Below are 16,511 nucleotides of genomic sequence, written 5' to 3' on the forward strand. Positions count from 1 at the left end.
GTAGCAAGGCCACCACCAAATCCCTAGTGTTGCGTTGCAATACCGCGGACGATTATCCCGGACAAAACAACCGGTCAGCGCTGTGCGGCAGCCGGTGAATCTGAGAGAAATTTCAGCAAAGCACGGGCATTGAGCCAGTCGCCTATTTTCAGCTTCGTCGGTTTCAGTGTGATTTTCGTCTGATTGAGTTCGGCTTCGCTCGGCTGAAGCGCGAGATACAAGGGTTTCAGACGCGCATACACTTCGCGCCGCATGAAGCGATTGCGGTTGTAACTGACCGACAGGTAGAGCAAACCCGCAATGCTCACACCTGTGATACCAGCCGCCCAGAGCGGATGATCGACTAAAGGAATCAGCAAACCGCTGATCGCCGCACCAAGTACGATAGCCCCGGCACCCGTCAACAGTCCGGTCAGCGTGATATTAGAACCCTGCTTTTCCGCCAGATACGACAAATGATACAAAGGCTGAATCAGCAAATGCTGGCGCTCGGCGGGAGTGAGCTCTTGCGGACGCTGACGCATTTTTTCACTGAGCGCCACATCTTCATGCCAGATTTCCATGCAGTTCGGGTTGGTTTCTTCAATCAGCAAATCCAGTGGCTTTGATTCGCTGGCTGTATGAAACGCCTGATCGATATTTCTGTAATGTTCCGCGCCACAATGCTGACAGGCAAATGTGTGTCCGACTGGTTCGCCCTTGGAAAAACTGATGTAGTACACATGACTCGCGAGATGAATGCGTGTGACTTTAAATTCACGTATATCGTGACAAACAGAGCACCAGTTTGCGATATAACCTTCCGGAAAGCGCTTTTGCTTCTTACCCCAGATAATGAACATTCGTATCCCCCGAAACTAGTCAAGTCGAAATTTGATTTTTATCTTAATTTATTACTTAACAATCAGGCAAAAATTTTTTCTTCTGAGTTCTGCACTGAGAACTCAGAATACACTGCCATGATTATTTATGGCTACGGCTGCAAATACATCTCTCTGCATAGCTGAATTACTCGCTGTCCTGATCCAGCTTGCGTAAAAATGCCAGCTTATCAGCGATCTTCAGTTCCAGACCGCGCGGCACTGGCTGGTACCAGTCGGGTTTAGCGATGCCTTCAGGGAAATAATTCTCACCAGCTGCATAAGCATGCGGCTCATCATGTGCGTAACGATAAGCCTTGCCGTAGCCAAGCTCACTCATCAGCTTGGTCGGTGCATTGCGCAAATGAACAGGTACTTCGCGGCTTTTATCCTGCTTCACAAAAGCGCGCGCCTGTTTATACGCCATATAGCCCGCGTTACTTTTTGCCGCCACCGCCAGATAAATCACAGCCTGCGCCAGCGCCAGCTCACCTTCGGGGCTGCCAAGCCTCTCAAAAGTCGTCGCCGCATCATTTGCAATTTGCATCGCACGCGGATCAGCAAGTCCGATGTCTTCCCATGCCATCCGCACGATACGACGCGACAAATACTGCGCATCCGCACCGCCATCCAGCATACGGCACAGCCAGTACAATGCTGCATCCGGATCAGAACCCCGCACTGATTTATGCAACGCCGAAATCTGATCATAGAAATTGTCACCACCTTTATCAAACCGGCGACTGTTCAGACTCAGTGCGTTTTGCAGAAACTCAGCATCAATCTGCGTTTTTCCGGCAGCAGACGCTGCGGAGGCGATTTGCTCCAGCAAATTCAGAAAGCGTCTGGCATCGCCATCGGCATAGCCAATCAGAATCTGAATCGCAGGTTCATCAAACGCTAAATCGTGAATCACTTCCGTACGTGCGCGTTCGAGCAACTGGCGTAATTCGTCATCCGTCAGAGACTTAAGCACATACACCTGCGCACGGCTCAGCAACGCTGAATTGACTTCAAACGAAGGGTTTTCGGTGGTTGCACCGATGAAGGTGATCAGGCCGCTTTCTGCATAAGGCAGCAGCGCATCCTGTTGCGACTTATTGAAACGGTGAATTTCATCAACAAACAGAATCGTCCGGCGACCACGCTGCAGATATTGCTCAGCCTGCTCCATCGCTGCACGTATATCTTTGACGCCGGAAAACACCGCCGACAGTGCAATAAATTCACAGTCGAAAGAATGCGCAGTCAGACGCGCCAGCGTGGTTTTCCCCACACCGGGCGGTCCCCAGAAAATCATGGAATGCGGTTTGCCGGACTGAAAAGCCAGCCGCAATGGCTTACCTTCGCCGAGCAAGTGGCTTTGCCCGACCACATCAGTCAATTTTTTTGGACGCAGGCTTTCCGCTAAAGGCGCCTGCGGTTCCTGCGAAAACAAATCGTTCATACCAGATTACGGGCGCAGTACATCGGCACCGGCTGGCACCACAAATTTGAAATAATCCGGCTTCAGCGCAGGATTTTTTTCCATATTTTTCAGCGTGACCAGCGAGATTTGTCCAAAGCTGTCACGCAATTCCAGCGCATACGGCAAGCCATCTTTCATACCGACGCCAATATGCTCAAATTGCGAATCTTTGGCTTTAGGAATGGCATCCAGCCATTCCATTCCCTGCTTCTGACCGGCTTCTTTCAGCGTAAAGTTTTTATCCAGCTCAGCAGCGCCGGAGACCCCGAATAAAATCGCTGCGGGGCTGGAGCCGAGTGAATTACCCAGATCACGTATCGTGACCTGATTTAAATCTTTATCGTATAAAAAAAGTTTCTCGCCATCAGCCTGCAACACTTGCTCGTAGGGCTTCTGATAAACCCAGATAAATTTACCCGGACGCGCAAAAACAAAAGTGCCGCTGAGTGTTTTGGTGATTTTCGGTGTGCCGTTTGTCATGCGAATCTGCTGTTGCACGAACTCGCCTTTGGCACTTTTTGTTTGTGCTGCAAACTGACGGAACTGTTCAACAGCCGAAGCAAATGCTGCTTGCGACAACAATAAACCCGATGCGGTTGCCATCAGCAAACCGGCTTTGATCAACATACGACGCAAAAGAATTCCTTTCGATTTTGCTGGTCTTGCACTTACTTAACTTCCTGCTTAATTTTTTGCTTAATTTTTTTGTTTAATTTGCTTATTCCTGATTATTTCCGGCAGGAACAAGAATTTCGCGATTACCGTTCGACTGCATAGAAGAAACGACGCCGGAAGCTTCCATTTGCTCCAGTAAGCGCGCGGCGCGGTTGTAACCAATCCGCAAATGGCGCTGCACCAGCGAAATCGACGCGCGGCGATTTTTGAGAACAATCGCCACAGCCTGATCGTATAAGGCATCTGACTCGGTTCCGCCTTCCGCACCACCACCCGCTGCTGCACCACCCTCTTCTGACAAGGTGCCGCCTTCAAGTATGCCTTCGATGTAATTCGGTTCGCCCTGCTCTTTCAAATGTTCAACCACACGATGCACTTCATCGTCCGCCACGAACGCGCCGTGCACACGAATCGGTAATGCAGTACCCGGCGGCATGTATAACATATCACCCATCCCCAGCAAGGCTTCCGCGCCCATCTGATCCAGAATGGTCCGGGAATCAATCTTGCTACTGACCTGAAACGCAATACGAGTCGGGATATTGGCTTTGATCAAACCGGTAATGACATCGACGGACGGGCGTTGCGTAGCCAGAATTAAGTGAATACCTGCTGCACGGGCTTTTTGCGCGATACGGGCAATCAGCTCTTCAACCTTTTTACCGACCACCATCATCAGATCTGCCAGCTCATCAATAATAATGACGATGGTTGGCAGTTTATCCAGCGGCTCCGGCGCATCCGGTGTCAGGCTGAACGGATTCGGAATTTTCTCTTCTTTGCGGGTAGCTTCCGCAATTTTTGCGTTGTATCCGGCCAGATTACGTACACCGAGCTTAGACATCAGCTTATAGCGGCGCTCCATTTCTGAAACTGCCCAGTTCAGTGCGTGCCCTGCCTGACGCATGTCTGTGACCACCGGCGCCAGCAAATGCGGGATGCCTTCATAGACCGACATTTCCAGCATTTTCGGATCAATCAGAATCATCCGCACATCGTTCGGATCAGATTTGTACAACAGCGACAAAATCGTGGCATTAATACCGACCGATTTACCGGAACCAGTCGTACCGGCAATCAGCAAATGCGGCATTTTGGCCAGATCAGCGACAACCGGATTGCCGGCAATATCCTTACCCAATGCCACTGTCAGCGCAGACTGACTGTCGTTGTATACCTTAGAGCCGAGAATTTCTGTCAGACGAACAATCTGGCGTTTCGGATTCGGCAGCTCCAGACCCATGTAATTCTTTCCGGGTATGGTTTCAACCACACGAATCGAAGTCAGTGCAAGAGAGCGGGCCAGATCACGCGCCAGATTCACAATCTGGCTACCTTTCACACCCGTGGCAGGCTCAATCTCATAACGGGTAATAACGGGTCCCGGATAGGCGGCGACGACCTTGGCTTCGACGCCGAAATCGGAGAGTTTCTTTTCTATCAGACGGCTGGTGAATTCCAGCGTTTGCACGCTCACTGTTTCCTGCGCTGGCGGTGCGTCATCCAGCAATCCCAGGGGTGGCAAATTTGTATCAGGCAGTTCGTTAAACAGCGACACCTGCTTTTCTTTTTCAACGCGTTCAGATTTCTGAACAGCAACAACCTGAGGTTCTATGCGCACTGGTGGTGTTTCTATGATTTTGGCACGTTCCTGAACTATCGCTTCCTCGCGCTTGACTGCAGCAGTCTGTCCCAGCCTGCGATCCTCGGCTGCAGCAATCTGATCCTGCACGGATGAGAACATCCACTCAACACCTGCGCCGATTTTCTCAGCAATGGTGAGCCATGACATTTGAAAATAAAGACTCAGCCCCAGCGCCAGCATCAGCAACAACAATAAGGTTGCACCGGTAAAACCCAGTATGCCCTGAAGCAGATTACCAACAATATTTCCGAGCACACCGCCTGGTTCCAGCGGTAACGGTAACCTATGGGAATACAAACGCAGATACTCAATACCCATAGAACCGGTAAGAATCATCGCGAACCCCAGCTTGCGGCCGACAATGTGCAACAGGTTTTCCTTGTCCTCTTCCAGTTCCGGCTTTAAGGCAAGACGTCCTGATAAGGTTTTGTATGAAACCATCACTTGCCTGATGCCACCGACAATCCACCACCATGCGGAAGCACCGAATACGTAAAACAGTACATCAGACAGCCATGCTCCGAACTTTCCGCCAAGGTTATGGACGCGCAAAACATCACGCGCCTGTGACCATCCCGGATCCAGTTTTGAATAACTGCCCAGTATCAGTACCAGACAAATGGTCAGCGCCGCGAAAATAATCCAGCGCGCCTCCATCAGCAAAACAAACATCCTGCCGGGCAATGGTGGCAATGCTGTTGTCTTCTCTGAACGTTTATAAGCTTCGTTACCTGATGTCATAAAAACCTGAAATGCATGCTGCAACAGCAAAATGACAAGATAGCATGTAAGCCAGTGCGGCAGCAAACCCGCTCAGCGGTTTGCTGCCGCTTGGTCTATAATTCGGCCTGCTGAGCGCCGCCCGTTTGGGCGCAGTGCTTTACGCCCGTGACAATAAAACTGCAGCGGGCTTTTTTATACTTTCATTTTTGACAGGTTTATCCATGGCGACTACGAAACATGCACGTGTCCTGATTTTAGGTTCTGGCCCAGCGGGCTACTCGGCCGCAATTTACGCTGCCAGGGCAAATCTGAATCCGGTTCTGATTACCGGTGTTGAGCAAGGTGGTCAGTTGATGACGACTACTGACGTAGAAAACTGGCCTGCAGATCCAAACGGCGTTCAGGGCCCGGAACTGATGCAGCGTTTTCTGCAGCATGCCGAGCGCTTCAATACCGAAATGATTTTTGACTACATCCACACTGCAAAACTGACAGAAAAACCAATTCGTCTGATTGGTGATGCAGGTGAATACACATGCGACTCTCTGATTATCGCAACCGGTGCGTCTGCGCAGTATCTGGGTTTGCCTTCAGAAGAAGCGTTTATGGGCAAAGGCGTATCTGCATGCGCCACTTGCGACGGTTTCTTCTATCGCGGCAAAGAAGTTGCCGTGGTTGGTGGTGGCAATACAGCCGTTGAAGAAGCGCTGTATTTGTCGAATATTGCAAGCAAAGTGACTGTTATTCACCGTCGCGACAAATTCCGCGCTGAAGCCATTCTGATCGATCGCCTGATGGCAAAAGTTGCAGAAGGCAAGGTAGAAGTAAAATGGAATCACACGCTGGATGAGGTCAAAGGTGACAACAGCGGCGTAACTTCCGTCAACATTCGTTCCGCGGAAGCCGCAGTGACTGAGGTTCCGGTTCACGGCGTATTTATCGCAATCGGCCACAAACCGAATACAGGCATTTTTGATGGCCAGCTGGACATGCAGAACGGCTATATCAAAACACGCATGGGCAATGAAGGCATGGCAACTGCAACCAATATTCCGGGCGTATTTGCAGCCGGCGACGTGCAGGACCATATTTACCGTCAGGCGATTACCAGCGCTGGCACAGGTTGCATGGCGGCTCTGGACGCGCAGCGTTATCTGGAAGAACACTGATATCGGCAAGCAGTTATGGCAAATCTGAAAAATTTTGCAGACCTTAAATCACTTTCTGCCCAACTAAAAGCCGAAAGTGAGAAAAAGGCGCGGGAAAAAGCGATACGTGAAGAAGAATTGCGCAAAGCAGCCGCGGAAGCCAATATTTTCAGAACTGCCCTATCCGGCGTAACACCGGTACGTGCTGCAGAGCGGCACGTACCACAGGCACTGCGCCCTGCTCCGCTTCCGTTCCAGCATATTGCTGACGAGCAAGCGGCGCTGATGGAGTCGCTTTCTGATGAATTCGACGCAGAATCTCTGCTGGAAACGGACGAGTCACTGAGCTACGCCCGCCCGGGGGTTGGTCCCGATGTCGTTCGTAAGTTGCGCAAGGGAAACTGGGTGATTCAGGCGCAACTGGATTTACATGGCATGCGCCGTGATCAGGCAAGAGAGAGTCTGGGTGAATTTTTAAGAAGATGCTGCAAAAACGGAACCCGTTGCGTCCGCATTATTCACGGAAAAGGTAACGGATCGGTGAATAAAGAACCGGTACTGAAGCACAAAGTCCGTAACTGGCTGGTACAAAAGGAAGAGGTGCTTGCATTTTCTCAGGCAACTGCGGCCGACGGCGGATCGGGCGCCCTGATTGTGTTACTGCAGTCCTGATTCAAAACTCAGTTTGCAAATGACTCTGAAAGTCTGAAAGCGCAGCTACGCTCTTTCAACTCTCAAACTAGTTTTTGAACTTACCGTCCTTACCGATAACAGTCATTTCAACGAATTTTGAACCGTTATGACTGGCGTGCGAGAACTGAATATCAAACCCGCCCAAGGTGTAAGTACGTGTGTTTATTGTCTCAAGTGCAGAAATAAACTTCTCTCTGGTAAGACCAGGGCCTGCTCTCCTTAAACCCTCCACAAACACTTTTGCGGCAATGTACCCTTCGAGGCTGGAGAAGTTCAGCGAGTTATATCCGGCCTTCCTCATCACGGTCGCGCATTCAGCAACCAAAGGATTCGAAGTTCCCCAGGGAAATGGAACTACCTGAGATATCACAACGCCATGTGCATCTTTTCCAAGTAAATCCATTAAAGCCTGACCACCTACAAACGACACGTTATAAAACTGTCCGCTGTATCCTTGTTCTCGCATTTGTTGTATCAATGCAGCAGATGAACTGTAAGCACTGATCTGAACAATTACTTCGGGTTTTTTGTTAACCAGCTTTTGCACTGCTGCACGCACATCCGTACTGTTGCGCTCAACAGTTGCTGTTTCAATGATGCTCAGATTGCGTTTTCTGAGAGCACTTTCAATACCACTGAGTCCCGTTCTGCCATACGCGTCGTTTTGATAAAAAACAGCTATTTTCCTTACGCCCATACGAACAGAGCGATCAATCAGAAACTCTGTTTCATCGTTGTATCCGGCACGGATGTTAAAAATATAACGATTAAATGGTTCGCGCATCGATGATGCGCCCGTTAGTGGAGCAAAAAAAGGAATCTGGGCCGAATTAACAATGGGAACTGCAGCATTGCTTGTCGGCGTTCCCACGTATCCGAACAATGCAAAGACATTTTCTTTACTAATCAGGATACGTGTATTTGCTGCGGCGTAGTCAGCTTCATACTGATCATCACGAGTGATTAACCGGATTTGACGTTTATGAATACCACCGAGTGTATTTACATAGTCAAAATAAGCCTGCGCACCGGCGCGGTATTGCGTACCCAGTTCAGCAGCTGGTCCTGAAAACGCTGCAGATTGCCCCACTACAATTTGAGTCGGCGTCACCCCGGGCACATCCGCGCCAATGCCGATTCGTGGCAGTAGCACCACGAATGCCAGCATAGTCCGGAATAGCTGACGCCTGACTGAAAACATACTGGATCAGACGGCGTCCGGACCGGTTTCACCCGTACGGATGCGAATCACTTGCTCAACGTTCTGTACAAAAATTTTACCGTCGCCAATTTTTCCAGTGTGTGCTGCCTTAATGATTGCATCAACAGCATGATCGGCAATTTTGTCATCCACAACGATTTCAACCTTGATTTTCGGTAGAAAATCAACGACATACTCGGCTCCCCGATAGAGTTCTGTATGCCCTTTCTGACGGCCAAATCCTTTTACTTCGGTGACAGTTAAACCAGTGACGCCGACCTCTGCGAGCCCTTCACGAACCTCATCCAGTTTAAACGGCTTGATAATTGCTGTAATTTGTTTCATGTTGCACTCCTTCGCTACTCAGTCTCTGAATTTAGATGTAATCGGATGGCGCCAGTCACGTCCAAACGCACGGTGGGTAATACGAATACCAACAGGCGCCTGACGTCGTTTATATTCATTTAATTTAATCAGACGTGTCACTTTTTCGACGTCTTCGAAAGTAAAGCCTGCCGCAACAATGTCTTCGCGCGACTGATTTTCTTCCATATACATACGCATAATTGCGTCAAGAATTTCGTATTCCGGCAAGGAATCCTGATCTTTCTGATCAGGTCGCAGTTCAGCAGATGGCGGGCGCGTAATAATCCGCTCAGGAATCACATCGGATAAGCTATTTCTGTAATGACATAATTTATACACCAATGTCTTTGCAATATCTTTAATCACCGCAAAGCCACCAGCCATATCCCCGTACAAGGTGCAATATCCGACTGCCATTTCACTTTTATTGCCAGTAGTCAGAACAATAGAGCCGTATTTATTTGACATCGCCATCAGGATCGTACCCCTGATTCGCGCCTGAATATTCTCCTCGGTCGTATCTGGCTTCAAACCATCGAACTCTTGCGCAAGTGTCGCATTAAATGCCTCAAAACAAGGATTAATGGAAATTTCATCATAGCGAACTCCCAGTCGCTGAACCATATCACGCGAATCTGTCAGCGAGATATCTGCGGTGTAAGGCGAAGGCATCATGACAGCACGGACTTTTTCAGCTCCGAGTGCATCGCATGCAATGGCGAGTGTTAAAGCAGAATCCACTCCGCCGGACAATCCCAAAAGAACGCCGGGAAAGCCATTTTTGCGTACGTAGTCTTTCACACCCAAAACCAGTGCCTGGTATATCTCAGCCTCTTGCGACTGCGCAGGTGAATTTGGCACATCACTGCTGAACGAATGGCCATTCCATTCAATCAAAGCAAAATCCTCTGCACAATGCGAGAGCGACGAGACGATCGTACCTTCCGCATTCAACGCAAATGAATTCCCGTCGAAGACCAATTCGTCCTGACCACCAATCAGGTTGCAATACACCAACGCCATCCCCTGTTCGGAGACATTCTTGCGCATCACATCAAGGCGCTGCGATTGCTTACCCATATGATACGGTGAGCCATTCGGAACCAGTAAAATTTCGGCACCGGCTGCCTTTGCCATTGCTGGCGCTTCAGGAAACCACGTATCTTCACAAATATTGATCCCGAGTTTTACACCTTTGACTTCGAAAACACACGCGGCTGTGCCTGCAGAAAAATAGCGTACTTCATCGAATACCATGTTATTCGGCAAGTTTCGCTTAAAGTAGGTAGATTTAACTACTCCATTCACCAGTACGGAAACTGCATTGAAGTAATTACCGTCAAAAGCAGCAGGGTAACCTACCAGCACATGAAGGTCTGAAAACTCTGCTAATCTTCCAGCCAGATCGGCAAGCTGTCGCTCCGTTTGTTTATAAAAACCGGGCCGCAACAGCAAATCTTCGGGTGGATAACCGGCAATACTCAGTTCGGGCGTTACTACTACATCCGCACCACATGCCGATGCTCGCATTGCTGCCTGAAATATCTTATCGGCGTTTCCAGCCAAATCACCAACAAGGCTGTTAATTTGTGCAATTGCTATCTTCAAATTCATAACTAATTCAAAAAATTCCGGTCAGCAAGAAGCTGGCATTATCGCATGCTGAATCGAGGTGTACAAAAGACGTTAGAAAAGAAGCGGCTCACTGACTGCAATCATGCTCGAGAGACCATTCAGAATGCTGAGGCAGCCTTTTTTACTTCCTAATTTGAAGAAAGATGCCCGACCATGTGTCATTGAATTAACAAATCACATATTGAATCACATGCAGACTTGAAATTTTGTAAGCTTCAGTGCATCCTCCGTACATGCAATCAGAATCAAACTTTGAAAAAGACCCGAATTCCCTCACTCCGTTGAATAAACGGGCCGGACGCTTTCTGCTTACTGAAAAGCTGGGAAGCGGGACCGATGGCACAGTCTACAAAGGGCATGATCCGGTCATAGACCGGGATGTCGCAATCAAAATCCTGACACCACCAGCAAACCCCGCTGAACGCAAGTCACGGGAGCAACAATTTATTAATGAAGCCCGTGCTGCTGGCCGATTATCGCACCCGAATATTGTGACCATTTTCGATACATCTGTTGAAAACGGGACCACATTTATTGCAATGGAATTTTTGCCGGGACGCGATTTACGCGGAGAACTGAACTCTGGCAAAAAATTCGATATCATCGAAGCAGCAAACATTGTTCAGAAAATTGCAGACGCACTGTTTTTCGCACACCAGAATGGTGTTATTCACAGGGATATCAAACCGGGGAATATTTTTGTTTTGCCAAATGGGCAGCCCAAAGTCGTGGATTTTGGAATTGCGCGTGCACCTAACCGTATCCATATGCCGGGAAATACCGGTGGCGCAACGCTGTTCCATAACAATGTTATGGGCACACCAAACTACATGTCGCCAGAGCAAGCGATGGGACGAAATGTCGACGAAAGAACAGACATATATTCCCTCGGTGCCGTTTTGTATGAATTAGTTGCAGGCGTAAAACCATTTCCAAGTCAGGACATGGACAAACTGCTTCAGCAAATTATCCACAAATCACCGAAACCAATTGCAAACTATGCCCCGAATGTACCGGAACAATTGGTCAGAATCATTGTAAAAGCAATGCAAAAAGATCCAAAACAGCGATATCAGAATGCAGGGGAAATGTCTGCTGCACTTACGCTGTTTTTAGAGCGCGATAAAAAACTTAAGCGAAAGCGTAAAACCAGCGAGAGTGGCACAACTCCAGTGCAAAATCCTGCATTGCCGTGGGTTAGTATTGTCGCCATTGTTATCGCCATTGCATGCATCGGAACTTACTACATTCTTCGATAGCTCGTCAGGCACCGTAAAATAAAAAAAGCGCGATAGTTAATCATCGCGCTTTTTTATTATTGCAGGAATATATTACTTCTCAGCAGCATCAAAATTCTTAACACCATCCAGAATTTCCTGCTTAGCCTCTTCTGCACCAGTCCAGCCTTCAACTTTTACCCACTTACCTTTTTCCAGGTCTTTGTAATGCTCGAAGAAATGCTGAATCTGACGAAGAGTCAGCTCATTGAGATCTTCAGGTTTCTGAATGTTGCTGTAAATTGGCAGCAGTTTATCAACCGGAACGGCCAACACTTTAGCATCGGAACCGCCTTCATCAGTCATACGCAGCATACCAACTGCACGACAACGAACAACAACGCCTGGCAGCAACGGGAATGGAGTAATTACCAGTACGTCAACAGGATCACCATCGCCAGCAATAGTTTGCGGAACATATCCGTAGTTGCACGGATAATGCATCGCTGTACCCATAAAACGGTCAACGAAAATTGCGCCAGACTCTTTATCCACTTCATATTTGATTGGATCAGAGTTCATCGGAATTTCGATAATGACGTTAAAGTCATTTGGCAGATCGCGCCCTGCAGGAACGTTATTCAGACTCATTGCATTCTTTCTGATAGAAAATTTTAGTCAACAAAACAGACAATTAACGATTATATCGGGATTTAAGTGTATTTGGCGCATCGCAACAAAAGCTTTTACAGCGTGGACGCCAGTGCGCAGCGTTTATAGCAACGTGCAGCATCCTCTTCCTGTCCAAGCGAATCAAATAACTGAGCAAGCTTAAGATTCGCTTCACGCACCGTATCACCAGCAATTGCATCATCAATTGCCTGCTCAAAATGTCGTTGGGCCTTACCCCAAAGTTTTTGGCGATGGCACAGAGTCCCCAACGTCAATGCCAGCTCTGCATCTGACGGATGCTCTGATACCCAACGCTCACAATTCTCGATCTGCGCCAAAAGCGCTGCTGATCCCTCAGGAGCCGCTGCGTCACGATATGGTTTCAGCAAGCGCTCATCCCATTTTTCTTCCATCGCTTTTTCAACAACCGCTCGAGCTTCATCAAATAAGCCGCGTTCGTTAAATGCGGTTGCTGCATGCAATGCAACCGACACCCGCTTTCTTTCCGATGACGGAATCTCAAACCACACGCGCTTCAATGATTCGCCATCATGACCGTGATCTTTCAGCAGATCTTCATATGACAAGTCTTTCAAGCGCGCTGCCAGCGCGGGATGAATTGCGTGATGCTTCTCGAGGGTCTTCACCAGCTTTAAAACATCTTGCCAACGGCGTGCCTGCTGATTTGCCTTGAGAGCCCAACGAAGCACTTGAATGTGGCGACTCCCGTTTGCCTGGAGTTCTTTAATCGATTCAAGTGCTTTTTCTGAATCATGCTGATCAACATGCAATTCCGTCGCCGTTACAAGCCGGGCAACCTTGTGACTATTGTCTGTCGCCGCATCCTCCAACCATTGATCACGACGACTAAACTGTCCCATATGATGGGCCGCACGCGCACCGATAAGCGATGCGATACTGCCATTTTCAGGCAACTCAGCTGCTCGGCTGGCAGCTTTCTCTGCATAACCAAACCGCCCTTCAAATAAAGTACGAATCGATTCACGAAGAGCCTTGTTTGCATCCCGCTCTCTTTTTCCCTGACGGTATTCAGCTACTTTAGCCGGCATTCTCCGCGCGGACTCGATTGCATTCAATGCTAAATGGAACGCAACAAACAGCAGTAATAAGGCAATTATCGCCAGATTCAATGAAAGGTCTATCCTGTAAGGAGGGAAAAAGACAACAATATTACCCGGGTTATACCGTGCTCCGATTGCCAATCCGACAGCAAAAGTGAATAAAACCAGAAGGCGAATAAAAATACGCATAATTTCAAGGCTTCACTTTGTAATTACGAACTGCAGTCAGACTCTCTGATAAGTTTGGCATTTCAATCGATAAATTACTGCCCTGAATTTGCCTTAACAATGTCTGCACTGTCTGCGTTTGTTTTGCACGACTATCGAAATATTTACCAAGCACATCCTGTGCAAGGATAATGTCATTACGAAAAACACCCTCATTACGCGACAAAAGGGCAAGGCGCGCATTTAACAAACGCAACTTCAGATTTTCGCGAGCGAAATATGCCTGTTCCGGCGCAAGCAATAATGCATCAGGATGCTCAACATTACGTACGCGAACCAACTGTTTTAACTCAGCCCACATTTCAGTAGAAAAACTCTGCCACCCGTCCTGCAATTTTGCTGAAAAAGTCAGCTCTTCGGACACAGATTGTTCATTCTTACCTGATTTCATGCTGTTCGACTTCGGCAGCACCCGCAGTGGTGCCTTAGGTGCAGCAGCCACCGGAACAGTCTTCTCTGCAGACCACAGAGGAATATGATCGACTTGCGCAATTACGCTATCAAGCCGCAGTGCAATCCCGGGCAAATCCAGGGCTGGCAAAGATTTAAGCCGCTCAATATCTTTGGCGATGGCTCTCCGGATAGCAATAAACTGCGGTTTCTCTGATTTCGCCAATCGGTTATCTGCATTTTGCAATGCAATCAGTGCACCCGGCACATTGCCTGCAAGCTGAAGCTGCTGACTTGCGGTAGAAAGGACCTGTTCAATTTCAGCCAGCGCCCACTCATCACGATTACGGGATAAATCCTGATAAACCTGCTCTAGTGCAAGCTGCTGGCTTTGCGCCTCTGTTTGCTTTCCTTCAAGCAAAATGATTTTCGCTTGCATTTCTTTCACGGTTTCCTGTGCGCTTTTAGCCAGCACACGGGTTTCATTACCGCTCAGATCAGAGGATTGCAAGCGACGTGCAACTTCCTCCCGCAACGAAGAAATCTGGTTTTGAGAAGTCCACCAATTTGCTGCCAAAAGAATTGCCAGCACACCGGACACAACATATGCCGGATGCACCCACCCACCCTGCGGAGAGTGGACGATTGCTGGCGTCGCAACCGGAGACGCGGTAGTCGGAGCTGATACTCCGTTTGGATTTTCCTGTTCGTTCATACTATGCTTGAAAGTGCGATCATTAAATTCTGATCACCAGAGCCTGTCAGTTCAATTCGGGAAAACCCGAGCTGCCTGGCAGTTTCTGCAATTCTGACATGCGGGACAAAAAGCCGCTGCGATTGCAATTTTGCCACGAATGCGCGATCTTCACCGAGTCTTTCCGCAAAGCTTATCAGGAAACGCAGTGATTCCGAGCTGGTTATGACCCATTCGTTTTGTTCTGACAACAAAGAGGCAAGCAATTTCGCGCGGGTGATATCAAACACTGGCGGCTGTCGGTGATACGCTATCAGCGACACCACTTCCATACCACGGGCAGTCAACTGGCTGAAAAGTAATTCACGTCCGGTCTGCCCTCTCACTATCAATGCTTTCTTACCGTCGAAACGCGATGCATCGATCAATTCAAGCAGCGCCTCCGAATCCATCCTGTCTTCAACGCCCGGTGCAATCACCTCAAAAACCTGCCCATGCAAATGCCTGCGTATTGCCTCAGCTCCGGAAAAACCAACTGCAGCAGCAACGGTCTGCAGCGGCCAGGTTCTTTCATGCCCATCGAAAAAAGTATCGACTGCATTTGGACTGACGAATACAACTAAAGCGTATTTTTCCAGGTCAGCCCAAACAGAATCAATTTCAGATTTATCCTCTAACGCCGTAATTTCCAGCATTGGAAAAGCAACTGCCCGGAAACCGGCAGCAGAGAGCGATTCACACATGACCTGCGCTTGCGCAAACGGTCGTGTCACAATAACTGTTGAAGAAGTCATGTGCAGCGCTGTTTTATTTTTACTCAGTTGCCGCACGACATGCCGCCAGAATTGCAGCAGCATCCTGTTCGGTCAGTAACCGAATAACCGAACTGGTAAGTTGATCTATTTCTGAAACGCTGGCCGACAAATCAGCCTTTGCAACCCTTGCCCCGTCAATATCAGCGATCATTGCTCTGAAACGTACATTCCCATCTGCAATTTGCACATGCGCAGCCAACGGAACCTGGCAACTACCTCCGAAAGCCCTGGAGACAGTGCGTTCAGCATTAACACTGATTGCTGTATCAGTATGATTCAACGGCGCCAGCAAAGCAGCAAGTTCCGGACGTCCCGCAGGGATTTCAATTGCCATCGCACCCTGCCCAGCTGCGGGCAAACTATCCTCCGGATCCAGAACTGCACGAATACGCTCCGGCATTCGCAATCGTTTCAAACCAGCTGCCGCCAGAATGATTGCCGCATATTCACCTTCATCCAGCTTACGCAAACGGGTACCGAGATTACCTCTCAGCGGACGAATTTCTAAATGCGGATAGCGTTGTGCAATCATTGCCTGACGACGAAGGCTGCTGGTGCCCACGACACTGCCCGGAGGTAATTTTGATAAATGCGCAAAAGCTGAAGATACGAATGCGTCGCGCGGATCCTCGCGCTCCAGTATGGCTGCAAGCTCAAATCCTTCCGGCAGCTCCATCGGAACATCTTTCAGCGAGTGAACAGCAAGATCTGCACGCCCTTCACTCATCGCCACTTCAAGCTCTTTGACAAACAAGCCCTTACCGCCAACCTTTGACAATGCGCGGTCAAGAATCTGATCACCACGCGTCGTCATTCCTAAAATTTGTACATCACATGTCGGGTACAAAGTTTTCAGGCGATCTCTGACATGTTCAGCTTGCCACATTGCAAGCGGACTTTCACGCGATGCGATTACGAGCTTTTCAGGTACGGAAAAATTCAAGATAGGCTTCCTAAATCAAAACAAATGTCGGATAAAACCGGATGCGGCGCATTCTA

General features: G+C 48.7%; 15 protein-coding genes. 3 read left to right on the top strand and 12 right to left on the bottom strand.

Annotated features, from left to right (window positions below; translation table 11 throughout):
* Positions 1-74: 74 nt before the first annotated feature.
* From KDM89_RS10675 to KDM89_RS10690, 4 genes are all read right to left on the bottom strand, one after another.
* Entirely contained in the window at positions 75-842 is a 768-nt protein-coding gene (locus tag KDM89_RS10675) for a hypothetical protein (RefSeq protein ID WP_212687925.1), read from the bottom strand.
* 166 nt (positions 843-1,008) lie between these two features.
* Positions 1,009-2,307, bottom strand: a complete 1,299-nt coding sequence (locus KDM89_RS10680) for a replication-associated recombination protein A (protein WP_212687926.1) — start codon at positions 2,305-2,307, stop codon at positions 1,009-1,011.
* 6 nt (positions 2,308-2,313) lie between these two features.
* On the bottom strand, positions 2,314-2,955 hold the full coding sequence (gene lolA, locus KDM89_RS10685; RefSeq protein ID WP_212688073.1) for an outer membrane lipoprotein chaperone LolA: 642 nt from the start codon (positions 2,953-2,955) through the stop codon (positions 2,314-2,316).
* Between the two features lie 91 nt (positions 2,956-3,046).
* Positions 3,047-5,389 (bottom strand): DNA translocase FtsK, encoded by a 2,343-nt coding sequence (locus tag KDM89_RS10690; protein WP_212687927.1) that lies wholly within the window; start codon positions 5,387-5,389, stop codon positions 3,047-3,049.
* Between the two features lie 203 nt (positions 5,390-5,592).
* Between KDM89_RS10690 and trxB the strand changes: the two genes are divergently transcribed.
* Together trxB and KDM89_RS10700 are read left to right on the top strand one after the other, a co-directional pair.
* Complete coding sequence (trxB, locus tag KDM89_RS10695) at positions 5,593-6,540, top strand: thioredoxin-disulfide reductase (protein ID WP_212687928.1); 948 nt, start codon at positions 5,593-5,595, stop codon at positions 6,538-6,540.
* A gap of 15 nt (positions 6,541-6,555) precedes the next feature.
* Positions 6,556-7,191 carry a Smr/MutS family protein gene (locus tag KDM89_RS10700; RefSeq protein ID WP_212687929.1) on the top strand — a complete coding sequence of 212 codons (636 nt, stop codon included), beginning with the start codon at positions 6,556-6,558 and terminating at the stop codon, positions 7,189-7,191.
* 67 nt (positions 7,192-7,258) lie between these two features.
* Here KDM89_RS10700 and KDM89_RS10705 read toward each other — a convergent pair whose 3' ends face one another.
* The 3 genes from KDM89_RS10705 to KDM89_RS10715 are packed head-to-tail and all read right to left on the bottom strand — an operon-like array spanning position 7,259 to position 10,393.
* Positions 7,259-8,380: an ABC transporter substrate-binding protein gene (locus KDM89_RS10705; RefSeq protein WP_212687930.1), complete on the bottom strand. Its 1,122-nt coding sequence runs from the start codon at positions 8,378-8,380 to the stop codon at positions 7,259-7,261.
* A gap of 39 nt (positions 8,381-8,419) precedes the next feature.
* Positions 8,420-8,758, bottom strand: a complete 339-nt coding sequence (locus tag KDM89_RS10710) for a P-II family nitrogen regulator (protein ID WP_212687931.1) — start codon at positions 8,756-8,758, stop codon at positions 8,420-8,422.
* Positions 8,759-8,776: 18 nt separating this feature from the next.
* Entirely contained in the window at positions 8,777-10,393 is a 1,617-nt protein-coding gene (locus KDM89_RS10715) for an NAD+ synthase (protein ID WP_212687932.1), read from the bottom strand.
* A gap of 254 nt (positions 10,394-10,647) precedes the next feature.
* Here KDM89_RS10715 and KDM89_RS10720 point away from each other — a divergent pair, with 254 nt between their 5' ends.
* Complete coding sequence (locus KDM89_RS10720; RefSeq protein WP_212687933.1) at positions 10,648-11,673, top strand: serine/threonine protein kinase; 1,026 nt, start codon at positions 10,648-10,650, stop codon at positions 11,671-11,673.
* Between the two features lie 72 nt (positions 11,674-11,745).
* Here the strand turns inward: KDM89_RS10720 and ppa are convergent, their stop codons facing one another.
* The 5 genes from ppa to hemC all read right to left on the bottom strand — a co-directional run bounded on the left by ppa (position 11,746) and on the right by hemC (position 16,455).
* Positions 11,746-12,282 carry an inorganic diphosphatase gene (gene ppa / locus KDM89_RS10725; protein ID WP_212687934.1) on the bottom strand — a complete coding sequence of 179 codons (537 nt, stop codon included), beginning with the start codon at positions 12,280-12,282 and terminating at the stop codon, positions 11,746-11,748.
* 95 nt (positions 12,283-12,377) lie between these two features.
* Positions 12,378-13,574: a heme biosynthesis protein HemY gene (locus tag KDM89_RS10730; protein WP_212687935.1), complete on the bottom strand. Its 1,197-nt coding sequence runs from the start codon at positions 13,572-13,574 to the stop codon at positions 12,378-12,380.
* 4 nt (positions 13,575-13,578) lie between these two features.
* Positions 13,579-14,718: a uroporphyrinogen-III C-methyltransferase gene (locus KDM89_RS10735; RefSeq protein ID WP_212687936.1), complete on the bottom strand. Its 1,140-nt coding sequence runs from the start codon at positions 14,716-14,718 to the stop codon at positions 13,579-13,581.
* Positions 14,715-15,554, bottom strand: a complete 840-nt coding sequence (locus KDM89_RS10740; protein ID WP_212687937.1) for a uroporphyrinogen-III synthase — start codon at positions 15,552-15,554, stop codon at positions 14,715-14,717. The genes KDM89_RS10735 and KDM89_RS10740 overlap by 4 nt, the downstream gene beginning before the upstream one ends.
* On the bottom strand, positions 15,511-16,455 hold the full coding sequence (gene hemC / locus KDM89_RS10745; protein WP_212687938.1) for a hydroxymethylbilane synthase: 945 nt from the start codon (positions 16,453-16,455) through the stop codon (positions 15,511-15,513). The genes KDM89_RS10740 and hemC overlap by 44 nt, the downstream gene beginning before the upstream one ends.
* Positions 16,456-16,511 lie beyond the last annotated feature (56 nt).

Source organism: Cognatundibacterium luofuense, assembly GCF_018139685.1.
Classification (GTDB): Bacteria; Pseudomonadota; Gammaproteobacteria; order Burkholderiales; family Burkholderiaceae_D; genus Undibacterium; species Undibacterium luofuense.

Bases quoted from the DNA above. Each gene is read 5' to 3' on its own strand.
- KDM89_RS10675 (WP_212687925.1), bottom strand. From the start codon at position 842: ATGTTCATTATCTGGGGTAAGAAGCAAAAGCGCTTTCCGGAAGGTTAT.
- KDM89_RS10680 (WP_212687926.1), bottom strand. From the start codon at position 2,307: ATGAACGATTTGTTTTCGCAGGAACCGCAGGCGCCTTTAGCGGAAAGC.
- lolA (WP_212688073.1), bottom strand. From the start codon at position 2,955: ATGTTGATCAAAGCCGGTTTGCTGATGGCAACCGCATCGGGTTTATTG.
- KDM89_RS10690 (WP_212687927.1), bottom strand. From the start codon at position 5,389: ATGACATCAGGTAACGAAGCTTATAAACGTTCAGAGAAGACAACAGCA.
- trxB (WP_212687928.1), top strand. From the start codon at position 5,593: ATGGCGACTACGAAACATGCACGTGTCCTGATTTTAGGTTCTGGCCCA.
- KDM89_RS10700 (WP_212687929.1), top strand. From the start codon at position 6,556: ATGGCAAATCTGAAAAATTTTGCAGACCTTAAATCACTTTCTGCCCAA.
- KDM89_RS10705 (WP_212687930.1), bottom strand. From the start codon at position 8,380: ATGCTGGCATTCGTGGTGCTACTGCCACGAATCGGCATTGGCGCGGAT.
- KDM89_RS10710 (WP_212687931.1), bottom strand. From the start codon at position 8,758: ATGAAACAAATTACAGCAATTATCAAGCCGTTTAAACTGGATGAGGTT.
- KDM89_RS10715 (WP_212687932.1), bottom strand. From the start codon at position 10,393: ATGAATTTGAAGATAGCAATTGCACAAATTAACAGCCTTGTTGGTGAT.
- KDM89_RS10720 (WP_212687933.1), top strand. From the start codon at position 10,648: ATGCAATCAGAATCAAACTTTGAAAAAGACCCGAATTCCCTCACTCCG.
- ppa (WP_212687934.1), bottom strand. From the start codon at position 12,282: ATGAGTCTGAATAACGTTCCTGCAGGGCGCGATCTGCCAAATGACTTT.
- KDM89_RS10730 (WP_212687935.1), bottom strand. From the start codon at position 13,574: ATGCGTATTTTTATTCGCCTTCTGGTTTTATTCACTTTTGCTGTCGGA.
- KDM89_RS10735 (WP_212687936.1), bottom strand. From the start codon at position 14,718: ATGAACGAACAGGAAAATCCAAACGGAGTATCAGCTCCGACTACCGCG.
- KDM89_RS10740 (WP_212687937.1), bottom strand. From the start codon at position 15,554: ATGCTGCTGCAATTCTGGCGGCATGTCGTGCGGCAACTGAGTAAAAAT.